The sequence below is a fragment of the Bacteroides sp. GM023 genome, assembly GCF_014750685.1.
Taxonomy (GTDB): domain Bacteria; phylum Bacteroidota; class Bacteroidia; order Bacteroidales; family Bacteroidaceae; genus Bacteroides.
In genome coordinates, this window is record NZ_JAAXGE010000005.1 from 547,111 (window position 1) to 566,461 (window position 19,351).

Annotated in this window: 16 protein-coding genes and 2 tRNA genes; 11 read left to right on the plus strand and 7 right to left on the minus strand. The window is 43.1% G+C overall.

Going from position 1 to position 19,351, the window contains the following annotated elements; translation table 11 throughout:
• Window positions 1–18 precede the first annotated feature (18 nt).
• From HC965_RS13100 to HC965_RS26695, 4 genes are all read left to right on the plus strand, one after another.
• The gene (locus HC965_RS13100; protein WP_191031868.1) at window positions 19–543 is read left to right on the plus strand and encodes a hypothetical protein; all 525 of its coding nucleotides are present in this window, start codon (window positions 19–21) and stop codon (window positions 541–543) included.
• A gap of 200 nt (window positions 544–743) precedes the next feature.
• On the plus strand, window positions 744–1,925 hold the full coding sequence (locus tag HC965_RS13105) for an RHS repeat-associated core domain-containing protein (RefSeq protein ID WP_223854863.1): 1,182 nt from the start codon (window positions 744–746) through the stop codon (window positions 1,923–1,925).
• Entirely contained in the window at window positions 1,879–2,220 is a 342-nt protein-coding gene (locus tag HC965_RS26690) for a hypothetical protein (RefSeq protein WP_223854864.1), read from the plus strand. The genes HC965_RS13105 and HC965_RS26690 overlap by 47 nt, the downstream gene beginning before the upstream one ends.
• Window positions 2,221–2,301: 81 nt before the next feature.
• The gene (locus HC965_RS26695; protein WP_223854866.1) at window positions 2,302–2,448 is read left to right on the plus strand and encodes a hypothetical protein; all 147 of its coding nucleotides are present in this window, start codon (window positions 2,302–2,304) and stop codon (window positions 2,446–2,448) included.
• A 72-nt stretch (window positions 2,449–2,520) separates the two neighbouring features.
• Here HC965_RS26695 and HC965_RS13115 read toward each other — a convergent pair whose 3' ends face one another.
• Window positions 2,521–3,570, minus strand: a complete 1,050-nt coding sequence (locus HC965_RS13115; protein ID WP_191031869.1) for a leucine-rich repeat protein — start codon at window positions 3,568–3,570, stop codon at window positions 2,521–2,523.
• 103 nt (window positions 3,571–3,673) lie between these two features.
• Here HC965_RS13115 and HC965_RS13120 point away from each other — a divergent pair, with 103 nt between their 5' ends.
• Complete coding sequence (locus HC965_RS13120) at window positions 3,674–4,570, plus strand: CPBP family intramembrane glutamic endopeptidase (RefSeq protein ID WP_191031870.1); 897 nt, start codon at window positions 3,674–3,676, stop codon at window positions 4,568–4,570.
• Here the strand turns inward: HC965_RS13120 and HC965_RS13125 are convergent.
• On the minus strand, window positions 4,542–6,674 hold the full coding sequence (locus HC965_RS13125) for a Tex family protein (RefSeq protein ID WP_191031871.1): 2,133 nt from the start codon (window positions 6,672–6,674) through the stop codon (window positions 4,542–4,544). The two genes, HC965_RS13120 and HC965_RS13125, sit on opposite strands and share 29 nt — an antisense overlap.
• A gap of 119 nt (window positions 6,675–6,793) precedes the next feature.
• On the opposite strand from HC965_RS13125, the gene HC965_RS13130 reads away from it, so the two are divergent.
• The 3 genes from HC965_RS13130 to HC965_RS13140 all read left to right on the plus strand — a co-directional run bounded on the left by HC965_RS13130 (window position 6,794) and on the right by HC965_RS13140 (window position 11,469).
• Entirely contained in the window at window positions 6,794–8,734 is a 1,941-nt protein-coding gene (locus HC965_RS13130) for a HAMP domain-containing sensor histidine kinase (protein WP_191031872.1), read from the plus strand.
• The gene (locus HC965_RS13135) at window positions 8,731–10,473 is read left to right on the plus strand and encodes a bifunctional UDP-sugar hydrolase/5'-nucleotidase (protein ID WP_191031873.1); all 1,743 of its coding nucleotides are present in this window, start codon (window positions 8,731–8,733) and stop codon (window positions 10,471–10,473) included. Before HC965_RS13130 ends, HC965_RS13135 begins: the two co-directional genes overlap by 4 nt.
• A 93-nt stretch (window positions 10,474–10,566) precedes the next feature.
• Window positions 10,567–11,469 (plus strand): AraC family transcriptional regulator, encoded by a 903-nt coding sequence (locus HC965_RS13140; RefSeq protein ID WP_191031874.1) that lies wholly within the window; start codon window positions 10,567–10,569, stop codon window positions 11,467–11,469.
• Window positions 11,470–11,565: 96 nt separating this feature from the next.
• Here HC965_RS13140 and HC965_RS13145 read toward each other — a convergent pair whose 3' ends face one another.
• On the minus strand, window positions 11,566–12,150 hold the full coding sequence (locus tag HC965_RS13145) for a Crp/Fnr family transcriptional regulator (protein WP_191031875.1): 585 nt from the start codon (window positions 12,148–12,150) through the stop codon (window positions 11,566–11,568).
• Between the two features lie 15 nt (window positions 12,151–12,165).
• Here HC965_RS13145 and HC965_RS13150 point away from each other — a divergent pair, with 15 nt between their 5' ends.
• Window positions 12,166–12,987, plus strand: a complete 822-nt coding sequence (locus HC965_RS13150; protein ID WP_191031876.1) for a DUF3845 domain-containing protein — start codon at window positions 12,166–12,168, stop codon at window positions 12,985–12,987.
• Window positions 12,988–13,017: 30 nt separating this feature from the next.
• Here the strand turns inward: HC965_RS13150 and HC965_RS13155 are convergent.
• From HC965_RS13155 to HC965_RS13170, 4 genes are all read right to left on the minus strand, one after another.
• Window positions 13,018–13,089, minus strand: a tRNA-Glu gene (locus HC965_RS13155).
• 66 nt (window positions 13,090–13,155) lie between these two features.
• Window positions 13,156–13,242: transfer RNA gene (locus HC965_RS13160), tRNA-Ser, on the minus strand.
• Between the two features lie 428 nt (window positions 13,243–13,670).
• Complete coding sequence (locus HC965_RS13165) at window positions 13,671–15,098, minus strand: VWA domain-containing protein (RefSeq protein ID WP_191031877.1); 1,428 nt, start codon at window positions 15,096–15,098, stop codon at window positions 13,671–13,673.
• Window positions 15,073–16,647, minus strand: a complete 1,575-nt coding sequence (locus tag HC965_RS13170) for an AAA family ATPase (protein WP_191031878.1) — start codon at window positions 16,645–16,647, stop codon at window positions 15,073–15,075. The genes HC965_RS13165 and HC965_RS13170 overlap by 26 nt, the downstream gene beginning before the upstream one ends.
• 206 nt (window positions 16,648–16,853) lie before the next feature.
• Between HC965_RS13170 and HC965_RS13175 the strand changes: the two genes are divergently transcribed.
• Entirely contained in the window at window positions 16,854–17,300 is a 447-nt protein-coding gene (locus HC965_RS13175; protein WP_191031879.1) for a hypothetical protein, read from the plus strand.
• A gap of 254 nt (window positions 17,301–17,554) precedes the next feature.
• Complete coding sequence (locus tag HC965_RS13180; RefSeq protein WP_191031880.1) at window positions 17,555–19,222, plus strand: putative transporter; 1,668 nt, start codon at window positions 17,555–17,557, stop codon at window positions 19,220–19,222.
• The last annotated feature ends 129 nt before the right edge of the window (window positions 19,223–19,351 follow it).

Below are 19,351 nucleotides of genomic sequence, written 5' to 3' on the forward strand. Positions count from 1 at the left end.
AAACTATAATTAATGCATATGAAAAGGATATTTTTATTGGTTGTCATCCTTCTTTGTGGAATTAGCGTGTATGCTCAAAAAACGGAAGAAGAATGTTCTTGTAACTCTGCTGCTTTTATAGACATTGAATATAAGGGTCCAATACCATTATATGATAAACCTGATGGTAAAGTCATTACATATATGAAGCATGATTTTGCAAATGAGTCTTTCATTCATTTTGAAATAACTAAGAAAAAAGGAAAGATGATTCATATAAAAGCTTATACCATTGATTTAGTCTATCCTCATGGTTGGATTAATATTGATAGTCATATTGGAATATATTCTAGAGCCTATAACGGCGGATTAAAACTATATAGTTCGCCTAATGATAAATCTGCGGTACAAAGTATCATACAGGAATATGATCCGGAAATGTATACAGTTATTGATTGTCAAGGTGAGTGGCTAAAAGTAAAGAGGATACTGCATGGTAAAACCTATATGGGATGGATGTCTCCCGATATGCAATGTCCTAATGTATATTCTACCTGTTCTTAAAATTGTTCAAAATAGGTATAGACAGGATACTATAGTATAATTCTTGTGTCTTTGCTTAGAGGAATCTTGCCCTGATATAGGTTGAATAAAAATCAATCCATATCAGGGTATTACTATTTTTTTATAGCTAGTTTGACTAATAAATTTTCTCACATATAAATTATCATCTCTATGATGTCAACGGTGATTTAATTAAAGATTTGAATAAGAATCTTGTTTCGATTCAATATAATTACTTAAATTTGCCGGACACAGTGATTGTCAACAAGAAGCATTGCATATATTACCGTTATGGAGGCGAAGGAAGTAAATTTCAGGTGATTCATAAAGATAGTATAGAGAATGTTACTGATTACTGTGGCAATGTGCTCTATGACAACAATGTGCTCCATAAAGTATTGACAGAGGAAGGGTTTGTAACTTTTGAGAACGGTGTCCCGGTATATCATTATTTTCTGCAAGACCACCAGGGGAACAACCGGATGGTGATCAGACAGGACGGTATTAAGGAAGAGGTGAACCATTATTACCCGTTCGGAGGTTTGTTCGGAGAAAGTACGGGTATGCAGAAACAAGCGTACAAGTACAACGGAAAAGAACTGGATACCAACATCGGTCTCAATTGGTATGATTATGGGGCAAGGCATTATGATGCGGCATTGGGTAGATGGAATGCGGTGGATCCGATGGCGGAGAAGTATTATGGGATAAGCCCTTATGGCTATTGCGCGAATAATCCGGTTAAGAATATAGATCCGGATGGGCGGACGATTGTAATCTGGTATAATAATAATCGTTCATCGTATACATATAGCGGCGGTAATGTAACTCATTCAAATCCTTTTGTCCGGTCGGTTGTCACTGCATACCAGTATAATAAGGCAAATGGCATTAAGGCGGGTAATGGAGGTGGGGCTTCAACGGTGGCAATTGTGGAGAATACAGGTATAAAGGTGAATGTGACGGAAGCGACACTGAGAGATCAATATAGCCCTGATGCTTCCCATGGAACTATTTATTGGAATAGTGAATGGGGATCTCAGAATGATAATGGAACTGTAAGATCTCCCGCTACCATATTTGATCATGAAGCGGATCATGCTTTAGAACATAAAACAAATCCTGAAGCGTATGAAGTAAACAGGGTGAAAGATAGTGATTTACAGTATGACACAAAAGAAGAAAGAAGAGTGATAACCGGTTCTGAACAGAAAACAGCACGCGCCAATGGAGATACTCGTCCCGGGCAGGTTACAAGAAGAAACCATTATGGAAGAACTGTTATAACGAAAGGAGTTACTTCAAATGTAATTGATAAACAAAAAACACAAGTATATGAAAAAAGAAAGAAACCGACATGGACATCTGAGCTTGAACAATAGTTATTTTTGTGGCTCATTATTTTTATTGTTGTTATTGGCGACAGCATGCAAAAGTAATCAGATTATGATTGATAGTAATGAAGTGGAATCCATTCACTTCTGGTTTGTAGGAGATATAGATACAAGTAATGCTATTACAGATTGTATAGATGTTGTACTAATGGACGATCATCATAAAATAATTATTAGTGATAGAAAGATTATCGAGCGATTTGTGGATATAATTAATCGCTCAAAACCGATTAATCCTAATTCGAATTATGATCTTAGAGTAAGTTCACTTGTGAGACTATAACCTATAAATGGCGAAAGGAGACCTGATATTAAAGTCTGTATTGGAAATTATGGTCGAAGAGTTCTTTTAAATGGAGTATTGATGAAGGGAGACCATAAAGAACTTCAGAAGTTTATTCAGGAAGAATTATATGATTCTCTTACTCCGTATGAATGGTTACCTGATTTTATAAAAAAGTATCTTGAAGACCATCCAGAAGAAAGAAGCAATTATTTGCCTGACGAATAAATAATAGATGAATATTTTCCCCTGATATAAACTGACTAATAACCAGTTTATATCAGGGGATTTCTTTTTTTCTTATTTCTTATAAATCAACTTACTCGGCACCCCATCTCCAAACAGACTGTCGCCCAGCGTTGTAATCTTATCCCCCGCAGCCAATACATAACGCAGATTATCACATCCCATAAATGCACCGAACTCAATAGCCGTCACACTGGCCGGAAGTTCCAGCGTGCCACACAGGCGACCACAGTTACTAAATACACGCTGTCCGATAGATTTCAAATTATGCGGTAATTTCATATTCAACAGATACTTCTTCTGTGAGAAAGTGAAATCGGGGATAGCCGTAGCGTTTGTCTTGGAAATATCAACTGATACCAAATTAGGCATATAGTCACGAATCAGTTTGAAGTCAGCATTGTCCAGTTTACCTTCAACAGTCAGGAAGTTGATGTCACGGGGCTGTAATCCTGCTTTCAGAATCTCTTCTTCCAGTTTGCCCATTAGTCCTACTTGCAAAGTAGCCTCTATCGGTTCACCTTCGATGAAAGCAAAATTCTGCCATCTGTCCTTGTAGCGATAAGCATCGCTGCTACCCAGCGGAACGAAGATAGCGGTAACGCTGTCAGCCAAAGCTTCCGGCAATAAGTTGGGAGGTGTCTTTTTACGAATCTGACAGATTTTCAGATTCTCGCATCCTTTGAAGGCGGCGTCCTCGATGTTCTTGGTCTTTTCGGAGAGAATCACCTTTTCCAGAGTCTGCTTACCTTTAGTCACACCCTCCACTACATTGGAGAAAGCATAGGCAGGAATAAAGTTCGGCATATAAATGTAGAATTTTCCGTTAGGGTAAGTGCCGGCTTTTCCACTATACATTTTTATTTCAGCGTTCGAAATATCCAATACTTTCAGATTATCGAATTCGTCACGTAGATGTTTGAAATCTTCGGCATTCAATTTTCCGGTCAAGGTGAGGTGGGTGACGCTGTTTGCTTCGTCCTCCGTCATCATGGAAATCAGTGTTCCCGGCTTGCTTACATAATAGGTTTTACTCACTTGGGCTGCGGCTCCTAATGAGTTGGCAGCCAATAAGAAGCTTATTAATAGTAGTTTAATTTTCATAATTTTGCGGATTTGTTCTGACAAATATAGGAAAAATAGAGATTACATGATGTTTTTTTATGTTTTATATCTAATTTTGTAGCCGGATTAACAAATTGTAAAAATGACGGCAGACAACATTGTAGAAAAAAAAGAGCCTAAGGGACTTCCTGTATGGGTGTGTATCCCACTGTTTATTGTGGTGTTTCTTATATTTATGGGATTGTACGGTACACTAACTCAAGGGTTCTTGTCATTGGTTCTTGGTGTGGAAGCTCGTCATCCGGGGATGGTGGGGTATATTCTGCTGGAAGGCAGTATGCTGCTGGCTGTTCTTACTGCTGCTTTCATTCTATTACGGTTGGAACGACGGCCGTTTGCCGATTTGGGATTGTCTGTCAAAGGGCATGCCAAGGGGCTGTGGTATGGATTTCTGATGGCTTTTTTGTTGTACTTTGTGGGTTTCGGACTATCCTTGCTTATGGGCGAAGTGGAAGTGACCGGTTTTCAGTTTAAGCCGTTGGATTTACTGGGGTCGTTTCTGTTTTTTCTGTTAGTCGCGTTGTTTGAGGAAATTCTGATGCGGGGGTATATCCTCGGACGTTTGCTGCATACCCGCCTGAATAAATTTCTGTCTCTGTTCATCTCGGCGGCATTATTCGCCTTACTGCATATTTTTAATCCGGAGATAGATTTCCTGCCGATGGTAAATCTTGTGTTGGCAGGTATGTTGCTGGGAGCTTCCTATTTATATACGCGGAATCTTTGTTTCCCCATTTCATTGCATCTTTTCTGGAACTGGATACAAGGCCCGATTCTGGGTTATCAGGTGAGCGGGAATAATTTCATGTCTACCATGCTGACGTTGGAGATGCCCGAAGAAAATGTACTGAATGGCGGAGCCTTCGGTTTTGAAGGCTCGCTCATTTGTACAGTACTTATGATAGTGTTTACGATTCTGATAGTTTGGTGGGGTGAGAAGAGAGAGGCAATCAGTCTTGCGGTACCCCGATCATGCTAAGCTGAATCCGTTTCCGGTCGGTATCTACGTTCATCACTCTCACCATGACGTGCTGATGGATAGATACGATTTCTGTCGGGTCGGAGATGAACCGTTCGGCCATTTGGGAGAGATGTACAAGACCATTCTCCTTGATACCTATATCAACGAAAGCACCGAAATTTGTGATATTACCTACGATGCCCGGAAGAATCATCCCTTCGCGGAGATCGGCTATGGTGCGCACGTTTTTGTCAAATTCAAATACTTTGATGGCTTTACGCGGGTCACGTCCCGGTTTGTCGAGCTCTTGCATGATGTCTTGTAACGTAGGCAGGCCGACGGTGGGGGTGATGTAGTCGGAGATGGTAATTTTCTGACGGAGCTCCTTGTTGGCTATCAATTCATCGACAGTGCATTTCAGGTCTTTTGCCATCTGCTCCACGATGTGGTAACTTTCGGGATGCACGGCTGTGTTGTCCAGCGGGCTTTTTGCTCCGGGGATACGAAGGAAACCGGCACATTGCTCAAAGGCTTTTGCTCCCATGCGCGGGACTTTCATCAGTTCTTTGCGTGAACTGAAAGCTCCGTTTTCCGCCCGGTAGTTGACGATGTTCTGTGCCAGTTGCGGGCCCAGACCGGATATATAAGTCAGCAGATGGCTGCTTGCCGTGTTCAGGTTGACTCCGACGAGATTCACGCAGTTTTCTACGGTCTGGTCGAGTGCTTTCTTCAGCTTCGTCTGGTCTACATCATGCTGATATTGACCGACTCCGATGGATTTGGGGTCTATCTTTACTAATTCGGCCAATGGGTCCATCAACCGCCGTCCGATAGAAATAGCTCCTCTGACTGTCACGTCATATTCGGGAAATTCGTCACGGGCGATTTTGGAAGCCGAATAAATGGAAGCTCCCTGCTCGCTGACTACAAACACGGGAATTTGGCGGTCGAAGCTCTGGCGGCTGATGAAATCTTCCGTTTCGCGGCTTGCCGTTCCGTTGCCGATGGAGATTGCTTCTATCTGATAGGCTTCAATCATCTTGCGGAGTTTGGATGCCGCTTCACTGGTTTTGTTGACAGGCGGATGCGGGTAAATATTCTCGTTATGCAATAAATTACCTTGTGCGTCGAGACAAACGATTTTACATCCGGTACGGAATCCGGGGTCGATGGCGAGCACCCGTTTCTGTCCTAAAGGCGCTGCGAGAAGTAACTGGCGAAGGTTTTCGGCAAAAACGCGAATGGCTTCATCGTCCGCTTTCTCTTTCGACTGGGCGGCAAATTCCGTTTCGATGGAAGGTTTGAGCAGGCGTTTGTAGGCGTCGATGGTGGCTTCGTTCACTTGTCGGCTACATTCGTTGTTGCCACGTACGAACTGGCGTTCCAGGCGTTCGATGCATGCTTCGTCGTCCGGAGTGATGGAGACTTTCAGCAGTCCTTCCGATTCTGCCCGGCGGATGGCGAGCAGGCGGTGGGAAGTGCAGCGTTTCAAGGGTTCGGAGAAGTTGAAATAATCTTGGTATTTAGAGGCTTCTTCCTCTTTGCCTTTCACTACTTTGGCACTGATTTCCGCCTGGCGGCTGAATTGATTACGCACAGCGTTGCGGGCACGCTCGTCTTCGTTCACTTGTTCGGCGATGATGTCACGCGCACCTTTCAAGGCATCTTCCACATCTTTCACTTCACCTTTGACAAAGGCGGCGGCACGGGCGTCGAGATTGTTTTCTCTTTGCAGCATCAGAAGAGTGGCAAGTGGCTCCAGTCCTTTCTGACGGGCTGCTTCGGCACGTGTCTTCCGTTTGGGTTTGTAGGGAAGGTAGATGTCTTCCAGTTCCGTCGGATTCCAGGTGTCGTTGATACGTTTTTCCAACTCGGCGGTCAGCTTTCCCTGTTCGGTGATGGTGCTGAGAATCGTCTCTTTGCGCTTGGATATGTCGCACAACTTATCGTGTTGCTCCTTGATTTGCTCTATCTGAACTTCATCGAGCCCGCCCGTAGCTTCTTTACGGTAGCGGCTGATAAAAGGAATAGTGGCACCTTCGCCCAGGAGATGAAGAGTGCTGCTTATTTGTCTTTCCGGAATACCCAACAGGCCGGAAATCATCTTGTGAAATAATTCCATAAACAGTTTTTTTGAAAATGAATGAGCGACAAAAATACATATAAATATCATAAAACCCGACAAGTTTTAGTATATTTGCAGCTCAAATAAAAGAATTGACACATCAAAACTGCATGATTATGCTGAGATATTTAGGATGTCTTTTGATCTTTTCCCTTTGGCTCATACAGTCAATGGAGATCTCTGCTGCCTCCAAAGACAGGAAACCGATTCTGATTATCTGTTCCTATAATCCCGCTGCGCACCAGACTTCGGTAACTATTTCAGACTATATGGAAGAATATAATAAGTTGGGCGGAAAACGGGATATTATCATCGAAAACATGAACTGCAAGAGTTTCTCGGAATCTCCTTTGTGGAGCGATATGATGACGCAGATTCTTTCTAAATATAAGGGAGAGAATCATCCGGCGCAGATTGTCTTGTTAGGGCAGGAAGCGTGGGCTGCTTATTTGTCGCAGAGGGATTCGATGCAGGTCAAAGTGCCGGTGATATGTAGCTTGGTCAGTAGCAATGTGGTGATTCTGCCGAAGGACACAGTGAAGAATCTCGATAGCTGGATGCCCGGTTCGGTCGATATATTTGACGATCATCTGAATATTCCCGAACTGAAGTCGGGATTTATCAACCAGTATAATATTGAGGATAATGTCCGCATGATTCAGGCTTTTTATCCGAAGACGGAGCACATCGCTTTTATCTCGGATAATACCTACGGCGGAGTGACGATGCAGGCTCTGGTGCGAAAGGAGATGGAGAAATTTCCTGACCTGGACTTGATTCTGATGGACGGGCGAAAGCATACGATTTACACGATTGTTGAAGAATTGAGAAATCTGCCGGAAAATACGGTGATTATGGTGGGAACCTGGCGGGTGGATATGAACGAGGGATATTTCATGCGGAATGCTACATACGCGATGATGGAAGCGACTCCTACCATCCCGACTTTTACACCGTCATCGGTGAGCCTGGGGTACTGGGCTATCGGTGGCGTGCTGCCCGATTACCGCAAAGTGGGCGGAGAAATGGCTATGGAATCCATCCGACTGGATAATCAGGCGAATAATCAGATAGGGGATGTGGAGAAACATTTGGAGATTATCGGTTGCAAAGCTGTGCTGGACAGCCGGAAGATGAAAGAGTGGGGGCTGAATCCGAATGCTTTGCCTTTTGATGTGCAGCTTGTCAATCAGCCGGTTTCGTTCTATCAGCAGTATACATATCAGATATGGTCTGCCTGTGCGCTGGTTGTGGTATTGACGCTGGGACTGTTTATTTCTCTTTTCTTTTATTTCCGTACGAAGCGTCTGAAGGATGAGTTGTTGAAATCGGAGAAGGATTTGCGCGTGGCGAAGGATAGGGCGGAAGAGTCCAATCGACTGAAGAGCGCTTTCCTGGCGAATATGAGCCATGAGATACGGACGCCGTTGAACTCGATTGTCGGATTCTCGGATGTGCTGGCTGTGGGCGGCAGCACGGAAGAAGAGCAGCAGTCTTATTATCAGATTATCAAAACGAATTCTGACTTGTTGTTGCGCTTGATTAATGATATTCTCGATCTTTCACGTTTGGAAGCTAATCGAGTGACTTTGACCTGGGGGGAGTGCGATGTGGTGCAGTTGTGCAGGCAAGTGGTTGCTTCCGTCAGTTTCTCGCGGCAGTCGTCGGATAATCAGTTTCTGTTTACTACCAATATTGAGACTTACCGCATGGAGACGGATGTACAGCGTTTGCAGCAGGTGATTATCAATCTGCTTTCAAATGCGAATAAGTTTACGAAAAAGGGAACGATTACGTTGGATTTTTCGATTGATGAGACGAAGCAAATGGCTGTTTTCTCGGTGACGGACACGGGATGCGGCATTCCGAAAGAAAAGCAGGGGCTTGTGTTCGAGCGTTTTGAGAAGCTGAATGAGTATGCGCAGGGAACGGGCTTGGGACTGTCTATCTGTAAATTGATTGTGTATAAATGGAAGGGTGCTATATGGATTGATCCCGACTATACCGGTGGGGCTCGGTTCGTATTCTCGCATCCGCTAAAAATAGAAAAAGAATGAAACGGATTACATTAATTTATGTGTGGCTTCTATGCCTGGTGCTGTCGGTGGCAGCGCAGGAGAAAGTGGTGAAGCTGAAGATTGTACAGACAAGCGATGTACACGGCAACTATTATCCTTATAATTTCATAACCCGCCAGGAGTGGAAAGGCAGTCTTGCACGAATATATTCGTTTGTGCAGAAAGAGCGTCAGCAGTATAAAGATAACCTGATATTATTGGACAACGGGGATATTTTGCAGGGACAGCCTACTGCTTATTATTATAATTACATAGATACCGTGTCTCCGCATCTTTGTGCAGAGATGATGAATTATATGAAGTATGATGCCGGCAACATGGGCAACCATGACGTGGAAACGGGACGCGCTGTGTTCGACCGTTGGATTGGTACTTGTGACTTCCCTGTGCTCGGTGCTAATATCATAGATACATCTACGGGAAAGACGCATCTGCCACCTTATAAGGTACTGGAACGTGACGGCGTGAAAATCGTTGTTCTCGGAATGATTACACCCGCCATCCCGGCATGGCTCTCGGAAAATCTGTGGAAGGGGTTACGTTTTGATGATATGGAAGAGACGGCTCGCAAGTGGATGAAGATTATTCGTGAAAAGGAAAACCCGGATTTGGTAATCGGGCTGTTCCATGCGGGGCAGGAAGCATTCAAGATGTCGGGAAAATATAATGAGAATGCGTCATTGGATGTAGCGAAGAATGTGCCGGGATTTGATATGGTATTGATGGGGCACGACCATGCGCGTGAATGTAAGAAGGTGATGAATGTTGCCGGAGATTCGGTGCTGATTATTGATCCGGCAAGCAACGGGGTTGTCTTGTCGAATGTAGATGTAACTGTTAAGATGAAAGACGGCAAGGTCTTGAGCAAGGATATTCAGGGAGTGCTGACGGCTACGAAGGATTATGGTGTCAGCGAGGATTTTATGAAGCGTTTTGCTCCGCAATATGAGGATGTACAGAAGTTTGTTTCCAAGAAAATCGGTACGTTTACCGAGGATATTTCTACGCATCCTTCTTTCTTCGGCCCTTCTGCTTTTATAGATTTGATACATACGTTGCAGCTCGATATTACGGGTGCTGAGATTTCCTTTGCTGCTCCGCTTTCGTTCGATGCGGAAATAAAGAAGGGAGATGTGTTCGTGAGCGATATGTTCAACTTATACAAGTATGAGAATATGTTGTATGTGATGACATTGTCGGGAAAAGAAATCAAGGATTTCCTGGAAATGTCTTATTATATGTGGACTAATCAGATGAAGTCGCCGGACGATCATCTGCTTTGGTTCAAGGAGAAACGTCGTGAAGGTGCGGAGGATAGGGCTTCTTTCCAGAATTTCAGCTTTAACTTCGATTCGGCTTCGGGCATTATTTATACGGTGGATGTCACCAAACCGAAAGGGGAAAAGATAACGATTGTCAGTATGGCGGATGGTTCTCCTTTCCATTTGGATAAGGTTTATAAGGTGGCGTTGAACTCTTACCGGGGCAATGGCGGTGGAGAATTACTGACAAAAGGATCGGGCATTCCTCAAGAGAAATTGAAAGAACGTATTGTCTTTTCTACTGATAAGGACCTTCGTTTCTATCTGATGAATTACATAGAGAAGAAGGGGACGATGGACCCGAAAGCGTTGAACCAGTGGAAGTTCGTCCCGGAGAAGTGGACAGTGCCTGCTGCAAAGCGTGATTCCGAATACTTGTTCGGGCGTGGTCAATAAGTAGCCAATAATGTTCATTTTGTCCTGTAATATCCTATCTTGACTTGTATATATGATTTATTGCTGATATATTTGTCGCAAAAAAGAGAGAGTATGGATATTCAAAGTGTTCCGAAGATTGGGATTTCTTCGGTGGTTCATTCAAAGCATATAGATTCCAACAGCATTGATGTTGTCGATAATGATATAGCGCTCTTCGATACGGAGAGCGTTATTTCCTTGTATAATGGCCCCAGCAAAATGGAAGTGCTGACGATAGGGCTTTGCCTGCAGGGCGAAGGGGCTTTCAATATCAGCTTGCGCGAGTTTCAGCTGTCACCGGGAGTGATGGTAGTGGCGTTGCCGAATCAGATTATCGAGCATCGGTATTTCAGTCCGGACTATAAAGGTATATTCTTTGCTGTGTCGAAGAATGTATTGGAGACATTGCCCAAAGTGGGGAGTATGCTTTCACTGTTTTTCTATCTGAAGGATTACCCGTGCTTTAATCTTACTCCGCATGAGCAGGAAGTGATTAAGGAGTATCATGTATTTGTGAGAAAGCGGTTGAGGGACAAAGAGGGTACATACCGTAGGGAAGCTGTAATGGGTTTGATGCAGGGTTTTTTCTTCGAGCTTTGCAATATCTTTAATAATCATGCTCCTGTGGCTACTGCTTCGCCTAAAACTAAGACCAGGAAAGAATATATCTTTGAGCGTTTTTATGAATCATTGGTCGAATCTTATCAATCTGAACGTAGTGTGAAGTTTTATGCGGATCAGTTGTGCCTGACGCCCAAGCATTTGTCGGGCGTGGTGAAAGAGGTCAGCGGGAAAACGGTGGGAGAGTGGATAGATGAGTTTGTTATCCTGGAAGCGAAAGCGCTTCTGAACTCTTCAAGTATGAATATACAGGAGATTGCTGACCGACTGAACTTTGCCAACCAGTCTTTCTTCGGGAAGTATTTTAAGCATTATACGAATATGTCTCCCAAGGAATATCGGAAAAGCCGATAATGAAAAGTTTTGACAACGGGGAAAATAATAACTGGTAAAACTAATAACTGTAAAAACCGATAACGGGAAATTCCGTTATCGCAGGCAGGAATGTCATTATAGAACCCCGGAACGTACGCGGCTCAATGTTTCGGGCGTCATCAGCAGGTAAGAGGCTATGTGTGCCAAAGGAGCCCGTTTGATGATTTCGGGATGTGTTTCAAGCAGGAGATTATAACGCTCGCGTGCAGCTTCAAAACGCCACGAGTCTGCTTTAACCTGTGATACGATCAGGGAATATTCCAGTATTTTCTGATAGAACATATTGATTTCCCAGTTTTCTCTTGCCAGTTTTTGTATCATGTCCCGGGGGAACAGGTAGATAATGCTAGGTTCCAGTGTTTCTACTATCAGTCGCGTAGGAACTTGCTTCAGGAAGCTTTCAATACACATGACGATACATCCTTCATAGGAGAAGTGTTCGGTAACGTCTTTTCCGTTTTTATAATAGTATTGCCGGAGCATTCCTTTACCGACAAATACGATTTCGTGAGCTACTTCTCCTTCATTTAGCGCGATAGCACCTTTAGGGAATTCTTCACGAATCAGTATGCTTTCTATCTGTCGCCTTCCCTCTATACTCATCTCAGGGAAACGGGAGTTTACAACAGCATTTACTGTTTCTCTTAATAGTGTATCCATGTCTTTTCTGTCTTGATGTGTGCAAAAATACTAAAAACGGTTGACATAAATCAAGTGTGGTACAAAAAAGATGTATATTTGTCCTTTAAATCAAGATGTAAGACGATAATGAATAAGATAATAGGAGTAGCAGTATTACTGCTTTGTTTCTGTAGTTGCGCGAGGGATAATGATGCTATTTATTATCCGGTAGGCAACGTGAACGTTGAGAATGGTGGCCCGGCTCTGGAAGATGGAAAGGGTGAATTGATTGCCCGTAGTTATAATACCGATGATTATGTACTGGATACGATAGCGCAATATCCGGGAGATACTACTCTCGGCAAGTTGACGTTTATGGTTAATCTGAAAAATCAATTGGCAGGTAAGGAAGCTGAAGGATTTAATGGAATCGGTAAATCCGGACTAACAATGAGCATTGGATACAAGAATGGTAACTATCCGGAAGAAAGTCAAATCCCTATCTATACCTCATCAAATGTAACTACCGCTTATGCCATCAAACTCCGTTTAAAAGGAGAATTGACCGTGTCGGGGGATGAATGGATGGTCGACTATGTTTATGCCCAACTAGCAAGCCTATTTCAACCATATCCGCCTACGGCCTTCCCGGAAGTCTTCATGTGTAAAGGTGGAGAGCAATCATTTGCCTATTTCGACTCTTTCCGCAGAACCTGGACATTTGATATTGAGTATAATCGCTCCAATCTTTCTTTTAGCCAGCTATATTTTAACTTATTCGTAAATTTAGCAGGGCAGAAACGGGAAGACAGAGTCCGGTTGAGGATTGATAAAGATTCTTACTTTGAGATTTATAAATTAAAAGAGGGAATGTAGTTAGAACTACATTCCCTCTTTTAATTTAAGTAGTGGGTACGAGAATCGAACTCGTATTACATGCGTGAGAGGCATGTGTCCTAACCGTTAGACGAACCCACCGAATTTTGATTGATTTAAAAAGAGCTAAGTCCTAAAACTTAGCTCTTTTTTTATTTTGAGATTTAGCGGAAGCTGCGAGATTCGAACTCGCGGTACCCTTACGAGTACGTCAGTTTAGCAAACTGGTGGTTTCAGCCACTCACCCAAACTTCCTTGAAACCACATTCTCTCTCAAATGCGATGCAAAGATATGGGGAAGTTTTTGACTATGCAAATCTTTTAGCAAGAATTTTTTTACGGTTTTTGGAAGATATGAGATAACCTGCTATGTTTCAAATGTTAAACGGAAGAATTTTTTTTCGACGCTTTTGTTTTTTAGTAGTAAGGGAAGAGGGTTGAAACATATTGACGCTATCCGTTCATTATAGTGACGGTATACTTGTAGGATGGGGTAACTATATGGATGGGATAGTGACGCTATGTGAATACAGAAAAAAGGGCATAAAAAAAGGCTATCTATCCCAGACAGCCAATCTTTTGTTAACCTTAAATCTAATACTATGAAAAACACAATGCAAATATACGGACTTCTGTGGAATTAGCAAATAAAACAAGAAAAAACAGATGTTTTATAACATTGATTAAATATTTGATTCTTCAATTCTATTTTTATTAAGATTTTCGGCGATTTGAACACTATATTCCCAATATTTATCACATAATTTCAGATAACTGGTTTCGGCGCTTTTGCCACCCAAGGAAATGGCGTACATCTTTGTCTCTTTTGCTTTCGCCCGTTCTATGCTTTTAGCCAACATATTATCGACGGGACGCATCTCAAAGTCGGATACGGTAATGATGTCTGCTTCCATGTATCCTTCTTCGCTGATTTTCCGCAAAGCATGAGTGATAACGGGTTCCATATCCGTGCCACCATGAAAAGACTGGCTAAGGAAATCGACCAGTCGGTCGAAACTACTTCCTAAATCTGTGATTTCGATACATTCAATATCGTCGGAGAAAAGGATGATGTAACATTTCCGGTGTTGTACTTCCGTCAGTTCGGCGATGGCGAGCAGGGTTGACTTTGCGATTCTTTCCCGTTCTCCTGCCATAGAACCGGAAGTATCCAGGCAGACGATAAAAGGACCTTCGGCTTCTTCGGAAACTTCGTTTCCTACTGTTTTCTTGTCGTTGATGGGTTGTTTTTCGTGCGATTGATAGTCGATTACCTGGAGCCGCTTTTCTATGAAACGTTCGAAGAAGACGGGTTGCAGGCTTTTTTCGGCGAGATAGCAGTACTCGAGAGGAAGAAGGCTGTTTAAGTCGTTTCCTTCACAAATGCCTGTAATATCACTACGTGTGGCATGGGATACGATTTGTTCCCGATGGATTCCCGCAGTCATTTTGAAACGTTTCCGGCTGCTTTGGTGTTTCTTTCCTAATATTTCCAGCAATTCGCGAATTACCGGATTCCGCTTGATTGTTTCTTCATATTCAAGGATTTGCTCCGCGATCTGTTTATGGTTACGAAGTAGCCAGACGAGACGTGAACCGCCACGCACCGGGAGATTCTTGGAAAGTGACAGTTGACGGCGGTAGAAATCATCGCAGAGCTGCTCGATATGTTCCATTTGGTAGTTGAACTCGTTGTTCGAGAGTAACGTATTCCATTTTTCGAAAAAGATGGCACGCAGAGCTTTCCATTCTTTCGTGCGCGTACTGATTACGGCGAAACGCTGGAGGTAATACTTAACGTTCAAGTCTATCAGGTGGTATTTCATGGAAAAAGGATAAGCGCTGTTTTTCAGAAATTGGAGAAATTTGGCGTCGGACGCTTCCTCCATTTCGTGAAAATATTCCCATTGCGATGCATAGCGGGAGTAGAAGTCCTGCAAAGAAGGTAGTGTATGACGAAAATACAGATGAATATCCGTGTCCAGTTCTTCGGGGCGGATAATCAGGTTGTGTAGCTGTTCGTCGTACACATCGTAGGCTATTCCCTGCAATTTCTCGTAATAAATATCTTGCAGGTGTTTGAGCCTAATACTCTCTGTTCTCTTGTTCATGGGCATGGGCGATGATGCGAAGCTCGTTCCGGTAGTTTTCGATGATATGTGCGGTTTCTCCTAAGATTCGTCTTATCTTGCTTTTCTGTGATGAACTCAAGAAAAGATGTTCTTTGGTGTATGCAGTTTCCCGTTCTGAAATCGTCTTGTATTCTGTTTCCATTTGTTGGAGCAGGTCGATGACTTCTTGCAGGGTAAATTCAAACGGGGTACTTTCATCCTGTTGTGCAGGTAGCGGATCGCAATTATCGTAACATAATAGCGGATACTCCTGGTTGTTGACAAAAACAGACCGTCTTCCTTTTCGGAGAGAATAGATGTTCTTTTGTGCGACGTTCCTGTTTTTTACAAAGTCATAGGCTTTCAGGATTTTGTTGACAGGACGGAATTTATCTTGCTGGATATAGAATAAACGGTTACTGTCTTTTTTGAGAGACTGATAGTCTGAGGCAAATATAAGCAGATTACCAGCGATATGATAACCTTCGATACGATAATAGAATGTATCTACTACCTGAATACCCGGATCGCTGATTTCACGCAGACTATGTTCGGATTTCATATTTTCTTTGAGAGTATCCAGTTTCTGTTCCAGCCTTTTTTCACCTAGCAGATAGGTGTTGATACCTCGTGCTATGGATTGTTCTACCATTTCTTCAACAATGGGCAGTTGGGATACTTCGTCCCACAGGCAGGCAGTCATTAAGAGACAATCCGAGAAATGGATTCCTGGAGACTCATTCAGATAGGCAGAAGTGCGGAGCAGGCTCACAATTTTCTTCCAGCGACGGTCGGATATATAAATCGGCGGTGTATTTTCATCACGTCCTGTATTGTACTGCTCAATTTCCCGTTTGATATTGTGAATCAGTTCGAAGATTGTATAGTGGATTCCTACCTTCTCACTTTCAGCTTGTATTTTAGCGTATAATTCATCGTCTATCTGAAGTTTTCCGGGAATTTCGGGTTCGATTTCTTTTGTAGAAGAAATCATTTGGTCGAAAGCGTATTCCTGCTCGATGCATCCTACGAATTGGCGGATCAAGAAGCGGTCATACAACGCTTCCAGTCCTTCACCTTTGGCGGGTAATTCGTTGGAAGCGGCAATCAAAGCTTTCAGAGGAACACTCACTGTGAACTGTCCGTTTCGATATATCTTTTCATTGATAACCGTCAATAGTGAATTCTGAATGGCGGGACCTGCCTTCCATATTTCATCCAGGAAAACAATGGCGGCCGTAGGCAAATATCCTTTGGTGATTCGTTCATATGTGTCCTCATCTTTCAATTTGGATATGGATACAGGGCCGAATATTTCGTCCGGCGTACTGAAACGGGACATCAGATACTCGAAAGCATCCGCATCCTTGAAAGCAAGTTTGAGTCTGCGGGCTACCAAACTCTTGGCCACCCCCGGAGGGCCTAGCAGGAAGATACTTTCACCTGCCATAGCAGATAGCAGGGAGAGCGCGATGGTATGCTCTTTTTCAAATACTCCCTCATTGAGAGATTTTAGTAATTGGGTGATATGGGACTTGATAGACTTCATGCGACAGATGATTTCATGTGTTTTTAGTGACGGGCAAAGATACAAGAATTCTTTGAAATAGACTCCGTCAGATTCGGAAGCTTTAGGGGATTTCCTCCCGACAAGTAGGAATTTTCAGTTTCAGGAGGAAAATTCATTCTATACTTTTGTCATATCGAAAGATAAATGATAGATAATAATAAATGAACCATTAAAAATAAAGGAATATGAAAACGAACGCATTCAAATACTTAGGCTTGGCTTTGATGGCTGTATTGATGGTAAGCTTTACTTCTTGCGAAGTGGAAATTGACAGTTTTTATGATAGCGATAATAATGGCGCAGGATATTACAATCGTTCTGCCGATTTGTGTAGCCGCACATGGGTAAGTTTCTATCGGGATATGGACGGTAATTATTGCCGTCAGGAACTCGATTTCTTCTTAGACCGTACCGGAATTGACTATATACGGGTGGAATATCCTAACGGTGCTGTGGAACAGTTTGAATATAATTTCCGTTGGAGCTGGGAGAATTACGCACAGACTTCTATCCGCATGGCTTATGCTCCGAACGATGTTTCATATCTGGATGATGTATATATCGGTGGTAACAGATTGAGCGGTTATTTGAACGGACGGGATAACTTTGTGGAATATCAGGGAAAAAGATAAAAGATAAGAGCAGCAAGCAATAGGTGAAAAGTTGATGGATGTCAATATGCGGGTAAAAAGAGAAAGGATAATAAGGTTAAGACAGAAATATCACAGGTATTAAAAACAAAATAATAGGTAAGGCGGTAAAAGGGTTGCCAATAAGATTTCAGGATACAAGAATCAGACCATACATGGGGCGCGAAATGAAAGCTTAAAAGTTTTGAATGGGACTAAATAGTTTTTATCTTTGCGCCCTATTAGTTTGAATATACATGGAGTGGTTATATAGTCTATTTATCGAACATTCTGCCTTACAGGCTGTTGTGGTACTTTCGCTGATTTCGGCGATAGGCTTGGGCTTGGGAAGAGTGCATTTCTGGGGAGTTTCCCTGGGAGTCACTTTTGTTTTTTTTGCGGGTATCCTTGCCGGGCATTTCGGACTTTCGGTGGATCCGCAGATGTTGAATTACGCAGAGAGTTTCGGTCTTGTCATATTTGTTTATTCCCTCGGTCTGCAAGTAGGCCCCGGTTTCTTCAGTTCTTTCCGTAAAGGGGGAGTGACGCTGAATATGCTGGCACTGGGAGTAGTTTTTCTAGGAACATTGTTGACGGTGGTGGCGAGCTATGCCACAGGTGTTTCACTTCCCGATATGGTTGGTATCCTCTGTGGGGCAACCACAAATACTCCGGCGCTGGGAGCTGCGCAGCAGACTTTGAAACAGATGGGAATGGAAAGTAACACGCCAGCCTTGGGGTGTGCGGTAGCCTATCCGATGGGAGTAGTCGGCGTTATTTTTGCCGTTTTATTAATTCGTAGAATACTGGTTCGCAAGGAAGATTTGGAAATAAAAGAGAAAGACGACGCGAACAAAACTTATATTGCAGCGTTTCAAGTGCACAATCCTGCTATTTTCAATAAGAGCATCAAGGATATAGCTCATCTGAGCTACCCGAAGTTTGTTATTTCCCGTTTGTGGCGGGACGGGCATGTCAGTATTCCTACTTCCGATAAGGTTTTGAAAGAAGGAGACCGCCTGCTGGTGATAACTGCTGAAAAAAATGTTTTGGCCTTGACCGTCCTTTTCGGCGAACAGGAAGAAAATACGGATTGGAACAAAGAGGACATTGACTGGAATGCGATTGACAGCGATCTGGTTTCTCAGCGTATTGTCGTGACCCGTCCTGAACTGAACGGAAAGAAACTGGGTGCACTCCGGTTGAGAAATCATTATGGGATTAATATCAGCCGTGTATACCGTTCGGGGGTGCAATTGCTGGCTACTCCGGAATTGATACTTCAGTTGGGCGACCGATTGACGGTAGTGGGAGAGAAGGCAGCTATTCAAAATGTGGAGAAAGTGCTGGGAAATGCGGTCAAGAGCTTGAAAGAACCTAATTTGGTGGTTATATTTATAGGTATTGTGTTGGGATTGGCGCTGGGTGCTATCCCTTTTTCCATTCCGGGTGTCAGTACTCCTGTGAAGTTGGGACTGGCGGGTGGCCCGATTATCGTCGGTATCCTTTTGGGGACATTCGGACCGCGGATACATATGATTACCTATACTACCCGTAGCGCGAATCTGATGCTGCGTGCATTGGGACTTTCCATGTATCTTGCCTGTTTGGGGCTGGATGCCGGAGCACATTTCTTCGATACTGTATTCCGTCCGGAAGGTCTGTTATGGATTGCTTTGGGAGCCGGATTGACAATTATCCCGACAGTCTTGGTGGGCTTTATAGCTTTCAAGATGATGAAGATAGACTTTGGTACGGTGTCCGGTATGTTATGCGGAAGTATGGCGAATCCGATGGCGTTGAATTACGTAAACGATACAATTCCCGGTGACAATCCGTCCGTAGCTTATGCGACAGTGTATCCGTTGTGTATGTTCCTGCGGGTGATTATCGCACAGGTGCTGTTGATGTTCTTACTTGGTTGAAAATAATTTTTATATGAAAATTATGAACGGATAAATAAAAAAGCACTATATTTATCACGAATAATTGAATCACATGATTCCAAACAAAGAACATAGGAAGCAAAGTAATTGGTAATTAGTAAATTGTAA